The following is a 17,983-nucleotide window of genomic DNA, read 5'->3' as shown; positions in this document are numbered from 1 at the left end:
CCTGTGAAACAAAAGTGAGATCAGGTGTGGCTCGTCTCTTTCATCAATAGCGCCGTCGCCGCTGACAGCAGGCAACCGGCCAGCAGATAAAGTGCCACACTGTGCCAGTTGCCCCCGGAGAAGGTTACCAGCGCGGCGGCAATAAATGGCGTAAACCCGCCGCCGACCACGCTTGCCACCTGATAGCCTACGCCCGCGCCGCTGTAGCGATAGCTCGCCCCGAACAGTTCGGTAAACATGGGCTGCTGCACGCAGACCACCATATCGTGGGCGATGTTAGCGAGCATGATGGCAAAGAAGACAATCCAGAAGATCGACTGTGCCTCCAGCGCCATGAAGAACGGCCAGGCGCTGAGGGTGCCAATCAGCGCCCCGGTGATATAGACGCGACGGCGACCAAACCTGTCCGCCAGCCAGGCGAAGCAGGGGATAGTCAGGCAGCTGATCCCGCCGACCAGCAGGCCAATGTTCAGGAACAGCTCGCGGGGCAGACCGAGATTTTGCGTTGAATAATTGAGGGCAAACGCGGTCACGATATACATCGTCAGCAGTTCGCACAGGCGCAGGGCAATAATTTTCAGAAAAGCGCCAGGATGCCGGACAAGCGCTTCCATCACCGGCAGCCGTTTTCTGGCAACGGGCGGTTCTTGCCGCTGTTGTTCGAACTCAGCAGATTCTTCCATGCCGTTGCGGATCCACAGGGCAGCGACAACCAGCACGATGCTGAAGATAAACGGAATGCGCCAGCCCCAACTCAGGAATTGTTCATCGGTGGTGAAGTGGCTCATCAGCGACACCAGCCCGGTGGAGAGCAGCAGACCTACGCCATAGCCCACCTGCACGCCGCTGCTGTAAAACGCTTTCTTGTTCTTTGGGGCACTCTCAACGGATAACAGCGCCGCGCCACCCCATTCGCCGCCTACCGCGAAGCCCTGAATGGCGCGCAGGGTAACCAGCAGCACCGGCGCCCACCAGCCAATGGTGGAAAATGAAGGGAGAACGCCAATCAGCGCGGTGGCGATGCCCATCATCCAGACGGTGAGCATCAGCATGCGTTTGCGACCGAGACGGTCACCGAAGTGGCCGAAGATCACCCCGCCCAGTGGACGAAACAGGAAGCCGACGCCAAAGGTAGCAAACGCGGCGAGCGTACCCATTGCCGGGCTAATCTGGGGGAAGAATTCGCGGTTAAACACCAGCGCGGCAGTAATGCCGTAAAGCAGAAAATCATACCAGTCGACGACGGCACCCGCGAAGCTGCCGAGGGCTGCGCGGCGGGCACGATTGAGCGAAGGTGTCTCCTCGTTGGGATGTGTGGAGGTGAGAGTGGAGTCCATAGTTGTCCTGTCTGCACGTATTTCTAATTATTGGTATAAGAAAAGGTCACTCACATAGCCACCGTCATATAAACGGAACGTATGAGACTACCGCGCCAGGGCGCGTGTGCAAACTGATTTTATTTCCTGATGGGTAATGCAAAGCGGCTACGCTATGCTTAGCAAATCGAGGTGCGACTGAGGAAGGGAATATGTGTCGTATAAATGTGTTGAGTTGTCTTGCTGCATTACTTATCAGCCAGAGCGTTCAGGCGGTAAGTTATTTTTTACCGCCGACAGGCAGTCGGCTGGTGGGCACTTCGCAAACCATTACCGTGCCGGATCACAATACGCTACCGCTCGAAGCGTTTGCCGCGCAATACGGGCAGGGTCTGAGCAATATGCTGGAAGCGAACCCGGGCGTGGATCCTTTTTTGCCTAAATCCGGTACGCAACTGGTGATACCTCAGCAGCTGATTTTGCCTGACACCGTCCGCGAGGGAATTATCGTTAATGCGGCAGAAATGCGCCTCTACTATTACCCACCAGGCAGCAATACCGTTGAAGTGTTACCCATCGGCATTGGTCAGGCCGGGCGCGAAACCCCGCGAAACTGGGTCACGGCGGTAGAACGTAAGCAGGAAGGCCCCACCTGGTCTCCTACGCCGAATACGCGCCGTGCCTATGCGGCAGAGGGGAAAACGCTGCCTGCATTCGTGCCCGCTGGGCCCGATAACCCAATGGGACTGTATGCGATTTATATTGGCAGGCTGTATGCCATTCACGGGACAAACTCCAATTTTGGCATCGGACTGCGGGTGAGCCAGGGGTGTATTCGTCTGCGCAATAACGACATTAAATATCTTTTCGATAACGTCCCGGTAGGGACCCGTGTGCAGCTTATCGATCAGCCCGTTAAAGTGACGACAGAGCCGGACGGCAGCCGCTGGGTAGAGGTGCATGAGCCGTTATCACGGAACCGGGCGGAATTTGAATCGACCCGGAAAGTGCCTTTGCCGATATCTGCCTCGCTGCGAACCGAGCTTGTCAACGAGGGGGCGGGCGCGGAACTGGAACGTCGGTCAGGGATGCCGGTTAAGCTCGGCAACTGAGGGCAATTTTACCTGCCGTAGAAAAGCAAAAAGCCTGCTATAAAAGCAGGCTTTTCAAATTTGGCTCCTCTGACTGGACTCGAACCAGTGACATACGGATTAACAGTCCGCCGTTCTACCGACTGAACTACAGAGGAATCGTGTGAACGGGGCGCATATTATCGACGTCAGCCGGCCTTGTCAAAGGGTGGATCACCGCCTTTTGATCGTTTGCTGACAAAATCAGCAAAATGGCGTTTTTGACGCCGGAATGCACCGTAATGGTGCGTACATACCCCTAATGGGGCAGATCATAAACTGCTGTTTCAGTAATAAAACCGCTGCTTATGATTAGCTTTCCTTATTTTCAGCCGCTTAGCGACAAATCAGACCTCTTCGTAAAACTGGCATTCATATTGCAAAACCCTATCAACAACGAAAAGCCAGTACCGGCACAGCATTTCGAACAGGGGGCAAAATGAACTTAAGACGACTGAAATACTTCGTAAAAATCGTCGATATCGGCAGCCTGACTCAAGCGGCGGAAGTGCTGCACATCGCGCAGCCTGCGCTGAGCCAGCAGGTGGCTACTCTGGAAGGCGAGATGGATCAGCAGCTGTTGATCCGCACCAAACGTGGCGTGACGCCAACGGAAGCAGGCAAAATCCTGTATACCCATGCGCGCACTATCCTTCGCCAGTGCGAACAGGCGCAGCTGGCAGTGAATAATGTGGGCCAGACGCTGAGCGGCCACGTATCCATTGGTCTGGCTCCGGGAACGGCAGCGTCCTCTATTACCATGCCGCTGCTGCAGGCCGTCCGCGCAGAGCTGCCAGAAGTACTGGTTTACCTGCATGAGAACAGCGGTTCTGTGCTGAATGACAAACTTCTTAGCGGCCAGCTGGATATGGCGGTGCTGTACGACCGCTCACCGGTGGCCGGGATCACCAGCCAGCCGCTGTTGAAAGAAGATCTCTACCTTGTGGGCACCCGCGACTGTCCGGGGCAGAGCGTCGATCTGACGGCCGTTGCAGAAATGAATCTTTTCCTGCCGCGTGACTACAGCGCGGTGCGCGTGCGTGTGGATGAAGCGTTCTCCCTGCGCCGCCTGACGGCAAAAATTATCGGTGAAATTGATTCCATCTCCACGCTAACCGCCGCTATAGCCAGCGGTATGGGTGTGACCGTTCTGCCAGAATCCGCAGCACGTTCGCTGTGCAGCGCGGCAAACGGCTGGATGGCGCGCATCACCACGCCTTCGATGAGCTTACCGCTGTCGCTGAATATGTCCGCGCGCGGATCGCTGTCACCTCAGGCGCAGGCGGTAAAAGAGATTCTGATGTCGCTGGTCAGCAAACCGTCTCTGGAGAATCGTGAGCTGCAGCTGGTGAGTTGATATTCCATAAAAGCATAAGATGCTGGTTTTTATTATTTGTTCTGCAGGTCGGCTGACTCTAACAATAGCGTTATGTCAGATGCGCCGGAGTGAATCGTGAATTTCCAGCAACTTAAAATTATCCGTGAGGCGGCCAGGCGGGATTACAACCTGACCGAGGTCGCCAATATGCTTTATACCTCTCAGTCCGGCGTCAGTCGCCATATCCGCGAGCTGGAAGAAGAACTGGGGATAGAGATTTTTATCCGTCGCGGCAAGCGTCTGCTTGGCATGACGGAGCCGGGCAAAGCCTTGCTGACCATCGCGGAGCGGATCCTCAACGAGGCCAGCAATGTGCGTCGCCTGGCGGATCTCTTTACCAATGACGCCTCGGGCGTCCTCACTATCGCCACCACCCACACCCAGGCGCGTTACAGCCTGCCGCCGGTGATTAAAGCCTTCCGTGAACTTTTCCCTGACGTCCGTCTGGAGCTTATCCAGGGCACACCGCAGGAAATTGACGTGCTGTTGCAAAACGGTGGGGCAGATATCGGCATTGCCAGTGAACGCCTGAGCAACGATCCGCTGCTGGTGGCTTTCCCGTGGTTTCGCTGGTACCACAGTCTGTTACTTCCCGTCGACCATCCGCTGAATCAGGTTACGCCCCTGACGCTGGAAGATATCGCGAAATGGCCACTGATTACCTACCGGCAGGGTATTACCGGACGCTCGCGCATTGATGAAGCCTTTAACCGCAAAGGCTTAACGCCGGATGTGGTGCTGAGTGCACAGGACTCTGATGTAATCAAAACCTACGTCGAGTTGGGGCTGGGCATTGGTCTGGTGGCGGAACAGTCCGGTGGTGAACGCGAGACGGAGAACCTGGTACGACTGGATACGCGTCATCTCTTTGATGCCAATACCGTATGGCTCGGCCTGAAGCGTGGACAACTGCAGCGCAACTATGTGTGGCGCTTTATCGAACTCTGCAACGCCGGGCTGTCCGTGGATGAGATTAAACGTCAGGTGATGGAGCCAGAAGAAGTGGCGATTGATTATCAGATTTAGCGGCTGGCTTTCAAACGCAACGCCATAAAGCTCAAGGGAAATCGCCACGCGCCGAACCATCATAGTAAACGGAAGCAGTTGCCCAAAGAGAAGCCTGTCTGAGGTGGCGTATGTATTTTTATCACATACGCCACCTCAGACAAGGGGCGGAAACATCCTGACGGTAACGTGGCTGAGCTGGCAGACTGTCCGAAATTGATTCCTGATACAGTCTGAGTACGCAATGCCGCATCAGCCCTGTCTTTTGGCCTTCAGCCCTGTAGCCTTTTCGGGCAGGGCCGTTACCTTTATGCGCCATTACCCTTCAGCCTTTTCCCTTTCGTAAGACCCTTAATACCTACGTGCTGTTGCGGTAACATCTGTTATCGTCTGCAAACGCATAATTACCTGCCTGTAATAAAATCTGCATAAATTTTACTCCCCTTCGTATTAACTCCCTGCGACTATTAGGGTTTTAGGGATTTAACTTAAGGAAAAACGATGGACATACGTTACCCGGTACGGAAGGCCGACGGGCGGGAGTATAAGAACTATGACGAATTGCTGACCGACATCCGCAAAAATGCCCACGGTTGGTGGTTACTTGGCATGAGTCGTTACTGGCACGGCGGTATCCATATCGGATCATCCTCCTCTCCGGCATCGGTGCTGAGCCAGAATGCACCGGAAACGTCTGTACCGCTCCAGTTCATGATGGACGGCGAAGTGGTGGCATGGCGGGTGAACCGGGACTACGCGAATATTGAATGCATGCAGGCGCAATCGCTTCGCCAGTCCGGTACCTTTGTGCTTGTCAGATCGGTGTACAAGCCTGATGAACGAGATGAGTCCTCCTGGCTGACGCTGTATCAGCTTTATATGCACCTGGCACCTTTGTCAGAATATCCTGAACGCCCGCTTTATCGGGTTACGCCGAAAGGTCATGGTGTGCGGATGCGTAAATATTCCCGCCATGACGACAGCCGCGAAATTGTGCCGGAAGTACTGACAAACAAACACGGTCAGCGCAGGACGCTGATGCAGGGCGATACGCTCGCAGTACTGCAACAAATATCGTTTTTGATGGAAAGACAGCCTGAGCCGTTCGCCCTGGTGCAGCGCCTTCAGGATGGTAAACCCGCCGGGGAGCTCTTCTGGGTTTCAATGCGTCCTGAATATCTGGAGCCTGACGGTGAATGTCACGTGTGTCTGCCTGACTGGATGCACGATGCGCTGAATCACGGCATGTTTGATGATGTGGTGGTGCCACCTGTCCCACTTAAAGTGACGGTTAAGGCGGGTGATTCGGTCGGATTCCTCGGCGCTCAGGATCTGGCCGATGAAGATAATTACCCACAAATAATCACCACGGACTATAAAGCGCATATCGAATTGCTGAGCCTTGATGAGCATGTGCCGGATTTTGTGGCCAACGTGAAGGGCATTAAAACCGGCAAACAGTTTATCAAGCTTAAGCTGAAACGACCAATGTACCTGCGAAACGGAGAGAATGAAGACAGTACCTTTGAGCAGATGAGCGCCATTACCCGCGCTGATGCCGGAAGAATTATCCCGCGCGATGCCACGTACCCGTTTACGGATAAAACCGGGATAACGTACTTTCAGATCCGCCCACACAGCTGGATGCACCAGGACGATGTGGAGCAGCTCAGTCAGCATGATTTAGCCGCGTTAAACTTTCACTGCATCGAAGCTGCCCCCACAACCGATTTTACCCGCACGCTGGATGAACCTTGGGTTATTGATGCCCTGAAAAGCATCGATTCTCACTTTGATGGCGAAAAAGGGCCACAAAGTTCACAGGCAAAAATGTTTTATGACAGCCTGATCCACAACGCTGAAAACAGAAGACCACCCAGCCCATACCCTGATAAATCACAGGACCAGTATTTGTTTGACGCACTGCATACGAATCAGATGAATATCCCGGAGTATGCGCGACGGCTGATAGTGAAACATGACAGCGACTGGCACAGTACCCGGGATGATACACGCTGGTCATCGGTATTTAAGGACAAGGACGAAAGTCCAGTTGTGAAACTGGCTAACGGCGGATTTCTGGACGCCACGCACTGGATGGATAAGGTTCAGCCGTTCGCCAGTCAACGTTCAGTATGGCACTTTCATCCTCTGGAATTCTTATATGTAATGTCCGGTGATGATGATATGGATATAAAATGGTTAACTGTACCTAAAGGGCAGTTAACGTTTGATGCTGAAGGAAATGATAATAACAGTAGTCCTTATTTTAGTCGCCATATTCACTGGCCGGGTGGTGTTTCAGGAATAACGATTGGCCGGGGATATGACCTGGGTCAACAAAATGATCCAACATCAGACCTCGACTCTATTGAATTAAGTCAACCGCTAAATACCTGGCTTGTCGAATCAAAAGGTCTGTCTGGCTTAGAAGCTCAAAATCGTTATGAATCAGCAAACAATGACATCAGTAGTTATGAGATAACCAGAAAACAGCAATATGATCTTTTTGTTATCACCTACAATAGGTTAGAAGCCGATGTCAAAAGAATATGTCAGAAGCCTGCAACCATCAGGGCATGTCATCCGAATCAAAATATCACTCCGGAACAGGCATGGAATGATATTCCAGAAAAAATAAAAGAGGTACTTGTTGACCTTAGATATCGTGGAGATTACACATCTCATGCTCGCTCTTTAATTCAGCGCTACGCATACATTGGGGATTTATCTGCATTCGGTCAGATATTATCAAATAGAGCTCAGTGGTCAAATGTTCCACAAGATAGATTCTTAAGGAGAGTTAGATTTTATGAAAATTAAATGTCTGTTGCTTATTTTATTTGCCTCATATTCTACAGCAGGTTTTGCCGCATTTTCCGAGACGGAAAATAATCAACTGACGAGCATTAATCAGAAAAGCTCAGGAGAAGTTAAATCCGCACTGGACAATTTGAATAAATCTATTGATGAACAAATCGATAACAATATGGAGCGTAAGCCTTTGATTTTGGATCTGAAAAATTCGTGGGGGCAGATGATTAATAAAAAATGCCAGCTGGAAACTATAGAGTCAAAAGGGACTGATGCAGAAATGGCCGAAATGAATAATTGTCTTATTAAAAATTATCAGGAAGAAATGAAGTATTTTGATGCAATGCTTCCATAACTGTATCCTCAGGCTCCTGGTCTTGGTTTGTCGAAGCAAGGTTTTACTGTACGAATAACAGTAAGTTTAAAAAAGCCGCCGCAAGATACAATCTTGTAGCGGCCTCTTTGAGGCGCTGAAAAGCGTTAATTCTTACATAATTATAGTGGGTTGATAATTGGTCTGGTGCAGAACTGAATTACATTTTATTCTAAATTGAACACCTCAATATCCGGCAATTACGTAAAATCTACAAACATACACGATTGAAAAGAGGTCTGTGCTATGAAGCTTCTCTCTCGTGTCCCGCATACTGATAAGGCGATAGATACCGCTCTGTGTTTACATCCAGATAATCCGCCCACCACTGCATCATGCTGATCCGCTCTTCCAGATATTCTGCCTTATGGATATAGGCGGCACCCACGCTGTTTCTTTCCTGATGGCTCATCTGTTTTTCAATGGCCTGCTTGCTCCATAGCCGCGACTCACTCAGCGCACTGCATGCCATCGCCCGGAAACCGTGACCGCAGACCTCTTTTTTGGTGTCATAGCCCATCACACGTAATGCCTTGTTGATAGTGTTGTCGCTCATGCACTTATCCTGGTCGTATTCGCCGGGGAAAATAAACGTCAGATGCCCGGAGAGCGCTTCAGTTTGCTTCAGGATCGCGATCGCCTGAACGGATAGCGGGACGATGTGCTGTGTTTTCATCTTTGCGCCACGATGGGAGAAGCGCACGCTTTCGATCTGTTCCCGTTCTTCCGGGATTATCCAGAGCTTCTGCCGCCAGTCGATCTCACTCCAGCGGGCAAAGCGCAGTTCGCTGGAGCGCACAAAGAACAGCAGCGACAGCTTAAGCGCATACCGTGTCAGCAGCCTGCCGGAGGATAACAGTTCAGGCAGTTTTTCAAGCGGCAGGGCCGGGTAATGTTGCGTCCCCGGTGGGGTAAACTCACCATCCAGATCCAGCGCCGGGTTTGATTTAATGAACTGCTTTTTCACCGCATAGCGCATGATTTCGGTGACGTAGTTTTTCAGCATTGCGGTGATCTCCAGAAAGCCTTTGTTCTCCACTTTACGCAGGGTAAACAGCAGATCTTTCGTGACGATTTGATGGATATATTTGTCCCCGAGATCCGAAAACATATACCTTTCCAGCCTGCGCTGGATGGTCGTCGCATAATGTGCAGAACAGCGCCGGTGGTCGGCATGCCAGTTCATGGCGATCTGGCGGAATGTCTGTCTGTTTTTCTTTTTCTGCTGTGCGATTTTTTTGTCAACGGCGGGATCGGCTCCTTCACGCACTTTACTGCGTGCCGCATCCCGGAACTGGCGCGCCTTAAGAAGGGAAACATCTGGGTAGGGGCCAAGGGCCAGCTTCTTCTCTTTCCCGTCAATGCGGTACTTCATATACCAGAGTTTTGAGCCATTAGGTTTGATCAGCAGGTACAGTCCTGAACTGTCGCCGAGTTTGAAGGGTTTGTCAGTGGGTCTGAGATTGCGGATAGCGGTATCTGTGAGTGATATAGCGGGGGGGCTCCATGCGTTCAACGAACCGTGAGGCCCCCGAGCAAGCCCAAAAACACAGATGCCAAAAAAACCGGCAATCCTTATCAGGACAACCGGTTCAGCCTAACTGATTGTTTTTAAAACGTCTTAAGACTCACTGAGATGTCTTAAGACTAAAATTTGGCTCCTCTGACTGGACTCGAACCAGTGACATACGGATTAACAGTCCGCCGTTCTACCGACTGAACTACAGAGGAATCGTGTGAACGAGGCGCATAGTATCGACCTCAGTTCGTCTTGTCAAAGGGGGAAAACGCACTTTACGTTCGTTTGCCGACAATTTCAGCAAATCGCTGATTTTATAGCAAATTCGCGCTGAAATTACACAGCAAATTGCGCCGCCCGCAGGCGGCGCGCAGGATTAGAACAGTACGGAGTAGTTCAGACCAAACGTACGGCCACGGCCTTTATAAGTATACAGACCTGGTGCACCGTAGGTTGGGCTATACAGCCCCGGCGCACGCTGACCCCAGGCGGTGGTGTAGTCTTTGTCCAGCACGTTTTCCACGCTGAAGCTGACTTTACCCACCGGCAGGTCGTAGCTGCCCAGGAAGTCGACCGTGTTATAGCCATCGATTTTCTTACCGTCGGCATCTGACACGTCAAAGGTCTGCGTACTCTGCACGCGCAGGGTCCAGTCGCCCGGTGCCCAGTTAACCCATGCGCTGGCTTTCGACGGGCTGGCGCTGTCTACCGTCAGCTTCTCCCATTTACCGTTCTCGCGGGTTTCAGACTTAATGGCGTTAAAGTTCGCGCCGGTGCTCCAGTCGCTGTCGGTGAAGAAATAGTCCACCTGGCCTTCAATCCCGTAGATACGACGCTTGTCGTCTTCGAGGTTGATGGTCATGTCCGTCTTGTTGATGGTGATGGTTTTGTCCGAGAGCGAGTAATACGCCGCAACCTGCGTGCGCAGGTTATCGCCGGTGTAGCGCCAGCCCAGCTCATACGCGTTAACCTTAATGCCGTCCAGCGTCGAGTCGTTAACGTTCACGCTGTTCAGCAGGCGATAGTGCCCGTCGACAAGCTGGTAAGTACCGGAGCCGTAGTACTTCGCCAGGTCCGGAATTTCGAAGCCCTGGGAGAAGTTAAACCACAGCTGCTGCTGTTCGGTCAGACGGCCAAGGATCCCGGCGTTGAACAGGAAATTGTTGTAATTGGTTTTCCCGCCCGGTACCGCATCAGCCGATGTGGCTTTCCCGTTAGCGATGGCCTGTTGCTGGGTATAACCAACGAAGTCATCCACCTTGTTTTCGGTGTACTGATAGCGCACGCCGCCGCTCAGGGTAATGGCATTAATGTCGTAGCTCGCCTGCAGGAACGGGGCGAGGTTGGTAATGCTGTAACCCGGGTAACGGCCAACGTTATAGGCGTTCTCCAGATCCATACCGCCGCTTGCTGCCGCTTTGTCCAGATTGAAGAACTGCTGGTTAGCGTCGAAGGTTTCGTGGTCAGCATCCACACCCCAGGTCAGCGTTAAATCATCCATCGGTTTGCTGTTCAGCGTCAGCTTGCCGCCGTAAAAATCGGTTTTCTGCTGCGACGCACCGATGCTGCTCACCACGCCTTTGGTCAGTGTCGGGAACGGGTAGTAGGTCAGGCTTTCGTCACGATAGTAAATCTGTGCGACCAGATCCTGGCCCCAGAAATCGGTGTTGGAGTACTGCAGGTTAATCAGATGCCGCTCTGTGCCCGGCAGGCGGTCAGAGTTCAGGTTGCCTTTATTGTAGGCTTTGGCATCACCCGTAACCGCGGAGAAGTTTTCCCCGAGGAACAGGCCGTGCTTCCCGTCGGACTCGCTCTTGTAGTATTGCGTCGTAAGCTGCAGCTGCTGGTGATCGTCGATGTTGAGGGTGCCTGTTCCCATCACATCCAGACGGTCGGAATACTGTAATCCGGTCTGGGTGTTATCAATAATCACCTCGTTGCCTTTGCCGTCGTACCAGCCGCCGTAGCGCTGATACGATACTGACAACCGGCCAGAGGCATTGTCGTTGCCGCCGCTCACCGCGGCTGACACGTTCTCATCATGATCGTTATGGCTGTTAAAGCCACTCTTTGCTCCGGTCTGGAACTCCACTTCGGTATCCGGCTGGCCTTTTTTGGTCACGATATTCACCAGACCGCCGGTGCTGCCGCCGCCGTAGAGGGACGTGGCGCCGGAGATGACTTCGATACGGTCAATGTTGAACGGATCGATGGAGTCGAGCTGGCGGCTGTCGCTGCGGGAGGAGTTCAGGCGCACGCCGTCCACCATCACCATCATGGAACGACCGCGCAGGTTCATACCGTAGTTGGTGCGGCCCTGGCTGCTGACGTCCATGCCCGGGATCAACTGCGCCAGCACCTCTTTAATCTCTTTTCCACCCTGAACCTGCTGTTCAATCTCAGCACGCTCAATAACCCAGGTAGTCTGCGCCATCTCCGCCACGCTGCGGTGCGCGCGGCTGGCGGAGACAACAATATTTTCTTCCTTTTGTTCTTCCGCCCACGCAGAGGTAGAAAGCATTGCAAGCAAGCAAGGATTTAAAACCCAAAGATGAGAACGTTTCATTGTTATGTAGTTCCTGAATGTGTGTGTCAGTACTCGGTGGTTCTTGCTAAAGATTGATAAACCTGACTGCTGTCCAGGCGGGGAGTGCTTCGCCAGTGGATCACGCCAGGGGTGGTGGCCAGCTCAAACGGCTCGTCGTCGTGCGCGCGATTCAGAATTCGCGCGGCGCGCCAGGCCATCAGGCTGAGCTGGGGTTCGGCAATGCCAAGACGGTGCATCCCGGCATTCACGGCGAACAGGCGGTTGCTCTGCGGACCGTCCCATTCAAGGGTGAAATCATTGTTGATGCAGAAGGTTTCGTCGGCGTCCAGACGCAGGCGATGGGAGAGCGGTGCCAGAAACGCAGGCTGCACGGTGCGATAGCCGGTCGCGAAAATCACCACGTCGGTATCAAGTTGTTCACGGCCACCGTCAAGTTGATGCTGTAACGTCAGGCGCTTGCCGTTCTCCTGCTGCGCGATCGCGGTGACCGAGCGAGAGGGCAGGAGGTGTGCCCACGGTTTTTCCCGCAGCACTTCGAAGCGGTGATACATGGCGCGATAAATCGCCAGCAGAGACTCCGTGGTGATGCCGTCGGAGGTCATCTTCTGCTCGTGCAGCATCTGACGACGCTCCTCTTCGCCAAGCGTGGAGAAGCTGTCTACATATTCCGGTGTGAAATACTCGTTTGCGAAAGCCGCTTCATCCAGCGCGTTATAATTGTTGCGTCGGGAAACCCAGTTCAGGCTCAGTGGCTGACCCCACTCCCCGCGGAAGATATTCAGAAACAGATCCGCACCACTCTGACCTCCGCCGACGACGGTGACGCGCTTGCCCGCTAAGTCCGGCGTGCGCAGCATCATCTCGCTGGCGTGGAAGCAGCTGTCATCCTGCGCCGGAGCGCAGTCAGGCAGGTTAATCTGTTTGCCAATTCCCACGCAGACGTGACGCGCCAGGAAGCGATCGCGCTGAGTCACCACGTCGAACAGACCGTTTTTTTCATCAAAACTGACCTGCTGTACCTGCTGGCTGAAGGACAGGTTGGTGAGATTTTCCGCGGCCCAGCACAGGTAATCGGCAAACTCTTCGCGAGAAACGGTACGCTGCTCGGTGGTCAGAAAACGATAGAACTTTTTACGCTGCACCAGATAGTTAAGAAAACTGTGGCGATTGGTGGGCTCCACGGCGCTCACCAGATCTTTCAGGAAGCTGGTTTGCATATGGCAGTCCGGCACCATCATGCCAGGGTGCCAGGAGAAATGCGGCTTGCGTTCAAGAAACAGCGAACTAAAACCGTCCAGTCCTTCAGCCAGTGCGGCGATGCTGAGGTTAAACGGGCCAATACCAATGCCGATGAAATCATACGTTTTCATTGCGCTGACTCCTGGGAGACCAGAAAAAGAGGGTTATCAAGATCGGTGACATAGTTCGGCAACATGCGGCTGCCGCCGTCGTGTTCGGAGAAGGTCAGTTTGACCGGGTTGAGGATCACGCGAATAATTTGCGGCTTAAACAGATCAAACTTCGCGAAGCGTTCGGCGAGATCGGGATGCGCGGCCATATAGCGGCGCAATACCTCGGCCAGGATCTGGTAGAAACGGGTTTCGCTGACGCCGCTTTGCAGGGTAAGGCGTGAAATAAACCGCAGCACCGTGACAAAGTTACCGGTTTGCAGATCGTGAATGATGTAATCCGCACTCAGGCGCGCCGTGACGGACTTCACCTGTTCAGGCAGGCTTGCTGCCTGCGGGAAATCTTCATCCACCAGGCGCATGTCCCCCTGGAAATCTTTCAGCAGGATGCGTTGCGGGGTGGCGTCTTTCATCACCAGCGTCACGTTCTGGCCGTGGGCGATAAGCGCCACGCCGTAGCGGCAGAGCAGGTGATAGAAGGGGATGACCGTCGCGTCAAAGAGCTTTTCCAGCCAGGCTTCAGCGGTCAAACCGGATTGGGCGATCCATGCGTCAATCAAGGGGCGTCCGGCGTTATCGCTCTCCATCAACGCAGCCATCAGCACCGCTTCTTCACCCTGCTGAAGATAACAGGACGGATTTTCGCGCCAGATAACTCCCAGCATCTCCTGATAGCGGTAAGGCGCTTTCGGCAGCGCGGCGTAACCCGGGTGGGATAGATACCCGGCCGCGGGCTCGCCAAGCACCTGCGCGCCACAGCGAATAAGCGTGGCATCGCTGGCGAACTGCTGCTGTAACCAGCGTGAGGCCAGCGGGCCAGCGGCAATGTACTTACCCGGAATACCGCGATAGCAGGAGGTGTTGTAAATGGTCAGCGGCAGCTTGATGTCAAACGGCGCGCGGCGGCTGGCATTGGTGAGGGTACGCAACGATTGCTGCGCCAGGTACTCGTCGCCAAACTCGCCCAGCTCAACCATTTCGCCGCGCGCGAGTTGCGCCAGGAAATGGACAGCAATCTTTTGTTGCCACTGCCACGGATGCAGCGGCACGGGCAGCCAGTTATCATCAAGATCCAGCGCCTGCCAGCGGGCATCAAACCGGGCGCGCTCGGCGTTATCCATGGCGCTCGCCAGCAGGGTATTGATATCGCAATCAACATCGCTGCTCCAGACCAGGTGCGCACGTTGCACGGCGACCCAGTGCAGGCGAAAACGGCCACGGTATTCCGGGGCATACTGGCGTAGCGCATCCAGCCCCCAGCCGCGGCGTCCCTTGTTAAAGATAAACTTAGGATGGCCGCTCATCAGGCACTGTAATTCGTCCGGGTCGAGATGAATGAGCGCGTCAGCATCCAGCGTTTCGCGCGCCTGTAACAGCTGAATATCACCCCGCAGCGTGGCATAGAGATCTTCCAGATGCTCCGCGGTCTGCGCGTCGCTCATCTCCAGTACCGTCGCAAGCTGCAGCAGTGCAGTTTCTGCGTCCACTGCGTTACCGCTGACGGTGGTCAGGCTCTCGGGGTCGATATGCAGCCAGCCCCAGATCCCGCGCGTGGCCTGGAACTGCCAGGTCTCCGCGCCCATGGTGATTTGCCAGCGATTGTCTGCCAGCTGCCGGGCGCTCAGGGTGCGTTCATATTCCAGCTCGGCGAGGATTTTCGCCACCATGTCGCGGTTCACTTTCTGCCAGTACACGTTCACAGTCCCACCTCGCTGAAGAAGCGGTGACGCTGGTTCATGATGAGGCGCGAGCGTTTATGCGGGAAGTCGAACTCTTTCACGGTTTCGAAACCGGCAGACGAAAGATGGCGGAACAGGCGCTGGTTGTCGAAACGCGGCTCGGCAACGATGCGTGTTGTGCGTGGCTCATCCAGCCACAGATAATGGCTCAGACCGCGCAGCCAGCTGCGGATATACTGCGCGCCGCGCCAGTTTTCTTCCCCAACCAGCATGTGCAGGCCGCGGTCAAACGGCTGCCAGCGATAGTGACGGCCAATACGGTCTTCCGCCGCCCAGTAAATTTCAAAGTAGCCGAACGGCTGGTCATCAAAGCAGCCGATAAGCGGATAACAATAGGTCGAGTCGAGCTGACGGCGCAGGTAATTTTCCTGCTCCGCCTGCGGGCCGGCCATCTCCCAGAAGGCGTTAACGCGCGGGGTGTTCATCCAGCGGGTGAAACGTTCGCCGTCCTGCGCCACATCGGCCACGCGGAAACTCAGGGTGCGTTTAATCTGTGGGTCGTAACGGCGATAGACTTCGCCTTGCGGACGGTGAGGGCGCAGCGGGAAGTAAAGCTGACGGCTTTCATCGAACTGCATGCCGCCGTGGTTCTGGGGCCGTTCTCCCTGCAGCCACAGAGGCAACTGCCAGAACGTTTCGCGCGCCAGATAATCCCCGCTGGCAAGCGTAAACAGCGCCTGCGCCTGCGGTTCATCCTGCCAGGCAGACCAGGGGAGCGTGACGCCGGTCAGTGCCGGTGCGGCGATGAACAGCTGATCCAGCGCGTCGACTAACCAGCCTTCTGGCATACCACTCACGCGCTCAAGCACTGCGCTGCCGTCGAGACCTAACGTCAGGGGGAGAGTGTTCTCCGTTGCGGTGCAGCGAAAGCCATAGCCAGAATGGACGATATTCGCGTTTGCCATCACGCCTTCTCCTTGTAAAACGGGTTGCTAAAGTCGAAATAGATCACTGCCGGATCGGCGATGGTGTTTTCGTTGCGATCGTGCAGGTAGCAGAAAAAATTGCCTTTACAGTTCCAGGTTGGGCTGTCGAGCACGTAGTCGAGGCAGCGGGTCTGTTTCGCTGTTTTGCGTAATTCGGCCAGTGCGTCACGCACCTGCGCCATCAGGCTCTCTTCGCTGTCGAAACCGGCGGCGGCGAGGGCGGCAGTCACGGCAAGCGTTGAGTTCAGCAGCAGGTAGTAGGGGAAGTAGCGCAGCAACTGGCTTTCGCCAAAACGGTTTTCCACATCATGTTCACCCGCCTCTTTTAGCCATTCATCGGCCCCTTCAGTCCAGGCGCTGCCCTGGCAATCACGGTAGATCAGCCCGACGGGGAAATCCTGCTGCATCTCAACGAGGATATTTTGCTGGTGCGCCAGCAGAACCAGGCCGTAATCCCCTTCCGCGCTAAACAGCGGAAGTAAGACGCGATCGCAATACGCCTGCACCCAGCAGCGCGCAGCCTCGGCGAGGGGTAAATCCAGGCGATGGCTCAGACGACGTACCGCCGCAACCAGCAGACTGTCACCTCCGTCCGGTGCCGCCTGCGTCAGGCTCACCAGTACGTTGGTCTGGTTGTCTGGCGTCTCGAACAGCAGGTTCACGCGCAGGGCCATCAGGCTCTCTTCCTGGATGACGCCATTTTCATCACGCAGCCCCGCCCAGCCGTCTTCCTGCATAACACGCAGGGTCGGGTAGCGTGCCTGTAAGGTCTGCCAGCGCGCTGTCTTAGCCAGACGCGCCAGGCGCATACCGCGTTTAACCTCTTTCACCGACAGCGTGCGCACGGAGTTGGTCAGGCGCACGCTGAGGGAAAACTTGATCATGTCGCTGTTGGTTTCGCTGTAGAGCGAGCGCGAGGAGCTGGTGGGCAGCCACTGCGCGCCCGCTTCGCCCAAATCCTGCAGGTCGCCGTTAGCCACAAGACGCTGGCACCAGGCCTGACCCAGCAAATGCTCGGCCTGCCACGGATGCATCGGCAGCAGCCAGCAGGTATCGGTGAAGTGACCGAGGAGTTCAGGGGCACTCTGCGCTGCGAAGCGCAGCAGGCGTTCGCGAAGAGAGACGGCGAGGCTGTCGCCGGCAATCAATTCACGCTTAACCGCAAACCAGCGCAGCGGGAAGCGGGAGGCAAAATCAGGCAAATAGCGGCGCGCTTCACTTTCGTTAAACGGCTCGTGAGATTTGGGGGCCGGGTGAAACGCATGCCCCACCAGCAGCGCCTGTTCTGCTTGCGCAAAATTCAGCGGTTTGTCACGCAGGTTTGCCCAGTTGTGGCGCAAATCGATGGCCTGCCAGGTGTGGGCATGGCTTTCAAGGGCGCGTTGCTTAAAGCGAGCCAGCGTCTCGGTATCGAGTGAGCCTTTAACTGAAGGCTTTTCCAGAATTAAGTCAATCAGTTGCGTGAAAGTGACGGCGTCACCGCTGTCGCTGTCGCGCTGGATAAGCGTCGCCGGAAAGTGATACTGATGATGCTGAGTTGAAGAGAAATAGCGTACCGGAACCCGAATGGCCTGGGTTGAAGAGAGCGGAATATGAATCTGCGATAGCTCATCCGCAACGGTAGCGGGGAGATAGCGCCAGTCCTTCGTTTCACGCAACAGGGCGTTCAAAAAACACTGGGCCGCAACGTCTGTACCGGCGGAGCGGGGCAGAGTACGCATAGATGTACCTCATTCCATGATTGATAATAATTATCGTTATGATATGCATTCTGTTTACAGTCGCAACTATTTTTGCAATATTTGTTTTCATAAACTTCATGATTT

The 17,983-nt window shown here is 54.4% G+C and carries 12 protein-coding genes and 2 tRNA genes; 5 read left to right on the top strand and 9 right to left on the bottom strand.

Annotated features, from left to right (window positions below; genetic code table 11):
• Positions 1-20 precede the first annotated feature (20 nt).
• On the bottom strand, positions 21-1,337 hold the full coding sequence (shiA, locus tag HV340_RS14300) for a shikimate transporter (protein WP_032680659.1): 1,317 nt from the start codon (positions 1,335-1,337) through the stop codon (positions 21-23).
• A gap of 191 nt (positions 1,338-1,528) precedes the next feature.
• Between shiA and ldtA the strand changes: the two genes are divergently transcribed.
• On the top strand, positions 1,529-2,428 hold the full coding sequence (gene ldtA, locus HV340_RS14295) for a L,D-transpeptidase (RefSeq protein ID WP_059305509.1): 900 nt from the start codon (positions 1,529-1,531) through the stop codon (positions 2,426-2,428).
• A gap of 61 nt (positions 2,429-2,489) precedes the next feature.
• Here ldtA and HV340_RS14290 read toward each other — a convergent pair.
• Positions 2,490-2,565: transfer RNA gene (locus HV340_RS14290), tRNA-Asn, on the bottom strand.
• A 320-nt stretch (positions 2,566-2,885) separates the two neighbouring features.
• Between HV340_RS14290 and nac the strand changes: the two genes are divergently transcribed.
• The 4 genes from nac (at position 2,886) to HV340_RS14265 (ending at position 7,998) form a co-directional block, all read left to right on the top strand.
• The gene (nac, locus tag HV340_RS14285; RefSeq protein ID WP_014170773.1) at positions 2,886-3,803 is read left to right on the top strand and encodes a nitrogen assimilation transcriptional regulator NAC; all 918 of its coding nucleotides are present in this window, start codon (positions 2,886-2,888) and stop codon (positions 3,801-3,803) included.
• A gap of 96 nt (positions 3,804-3,899) precedes the next feature.
• Positions 3,900-4,850 carry an HTH-type transcriptional regulator Cbl gene (cbl, locus tag HV340_RS14280; RefSeq protein ID WP_025203722.1) on the top strand — a complete coding sequence of 317 codons (951 nt, stop codon included), beginning with the start codon at positions 3,900-3,902 and terminating at the stop codon, positions 4,848-4,850.
• Between the two features lie 480 nt (positions 4,851-5,330).
• A complete protein-coding gene (locus HV340_RS14275) occupies positions 5,331-7,652 on the top strand; it encodes a hypothetical protein (protein ID WP_226876137.1) in 2,322 nt (773 codons plus the stop codon).
• Complete coding sequence (locus HV340_RS14265) at positions 7,642-7,998, top strand: hypothetical protein (RefSeq protein ID WP_063924763.1); 357 nt, start codon at positions 7,642-7,644, stop codon at positions 7,996-7,998. Before HV340_RS14275 ends, HV340_RS14265 begins: the two co-directional genes overlap by 11 nt.
• A gap of 262 nt (positions 7,999-8,260) precedes the next feature.
• Here HV340_RS14265 and HV340_RS14260 read toward each other — a convergent pair whose 3' ends face one another.
• From HV340_RS14260 to HV340_RS14230, 7 genes are all read right to left on the bottom strand, one after another.
• The gene (locus HV340_RS14260; RefSeq protein WP_063925452.1) at positions 8,261-9,508 is read right to left on the bottom strand and encodes an integrase arm-type DNA-binding domain-containing protein; all 1,248 of its coding nucleotides are present in this window, start codon (positions 9,506-9,508) and stop codon (positions 8,261-8,263) included.
• Positions 9,509-9,671: 163 nt separating this feature from the next.
• A tRNA-Asn gene (locus HV340_RS14255) sits at positions 9,672-9,747 on the bottom strand.
• Between the two features lie 164 nt (positions 9,748-9,911).
• Positions 9,912-12,101, bottom strand: a complete 2,190-nt coding sequence (locus tag HV340_RS14250) for a TonB-dependent siderophore receptor (protein WP_063924764.1) — start codon at positions 12,099-12,101, stop codon at positions 9,912-9,914.
• 26 nt (positions 12,102-12,127) lie between these two features.
• The gene (locus HV340_RS14245; RefSeq protein WP_181216054.1) at positions 12,128-13,453 is read right to left on the bottom strand and encodes a SidA/IucD/PvdA family monooxygenase; all 1,326 of its coding nucleotides are present in this window, start codon (positions 13,451-13,453) and stop codon (positions 12,128-12,130) included.
• Positions 13,450-15,192 (bottom strand): IucA/IucC family siderophore biosynthesis protein, encoded by a 1,743-nt coding sequence (iucC, locus tag HV340_RS14240; protein ID WP_072255725.1) that lies wholly within the window; start codon positions 15,190-15,192, stop codon positions 13,450-13,452. The genes HV340_RS14245 and iucC overlap by 4 nt, the downstream gene beginning before the upstream one ends.
• The gene (locus HV340_RS14235) at positions 15,189-16,136 is read right to left on the bottom strand and encodes a GNAT family N-acetyltransferase (protein WP_063924766.1); all 948 of its coding nucleotides are present in this window, start codon (positions 16,134-16,136) and stop codon (positions 15,189-15,191) included. Before HV340_RS14235 ends, iucC begins: the two co-directional genes overlap by 4 nt.
• On the bottom strand, positions 16,136-17,878 hold the full coding sequence (locus HV340_RS14230) for an IucA/IucC family protein (RefSeq protein ID WP_063924767.1): 1,743 nt from the start codon (positions 17,876-17,878) through the stop codon (positions 16,136-16,138). Before HV340_RS14230 ends, HV340_RS14235 begins: the two co-directional genes overlap by 1 nt.
• Positions 17,879-17,983 lie beyond the last annotated feature (105 nt).

Source organism: Enterobacter sp. RHBSTW-00975 (assembly GCF_013615235.1).
Taxonomy (GTDB): Bacteria; Pseudomonadota; Gammaproteobacteria; order Enterobacterales; family Enterobacteriaceae; genus Enterobacter; species Enterobacter ludwigii.
This window is presented reverse-complemented; position numbering and strand designations above follow the sequence as displayed.

Excerpts from the sequence above, each read along its gene's own strand:
- HV340_RS14275 (WP_226876137.1), top strand. The coding sequence starts at position 5,331 with ATGGACATACGTTACCCGGTACGGAAGGCCGACGGGCGGGAGTATAAG.
- nac (WP_014170773.1), top strand. The coding sequence starts at position 2,886 with ATGAACTTAAGACGACTGAAATACTTCGTAAAAATCGTCGATATCGGC.
- HV340_RS14230 (WP_063924767.1), bottom strand. The coding sequence starts at position 17,878 with ATGCGTACTCTGCCCCGCTCCGCCGGTACAGACGTTGCGGCCCAGTGT.
- ldtA (WP_059305509.1), top strand. The coding sequence starts at position 1,529 with ATGTGTCGTATAAATGTGTTGAGTTGTCTTGCTGCATTACTTATCAGC.
- shiA (WP_032680659.1), bottom strand. The coding sequence starts at position 1,337 with ATGGACTCCACTCTCACCTCCACACATCCCAACGAGGAGACACCTTCG.
- HV340_RS14265 (WP_063924763.1), top strand. The coding sequence starts at position 7,642 with ATGAAAATTAAATGTCTGTTGCTTATTTTATTTGCCTCATATTCTACA.
- HV340_RS14245 (WP_181216054.1), bottom strand. The coding sequence starts at position 13,453 with ATGAAAACGTATGATTTCATCGGCATTGGTATTGGCCCGTTTAACCTC.
- HV340_RS14250 (WP_063924764.1), bottom strand. The coding sequence starts at position 12,101 with ATGAAACGTTCTCATCTTTGGGTTTTAAATCCTTGCTTGCTTGCAATG.
- HV340_RS14235 (WP_063924766.1), bottom strand. The coding sequence starts at position 16,136 with ATGGCAAACGCGAATATCGTCCATTCTGGCTATGGCTTTCGCTGCACC.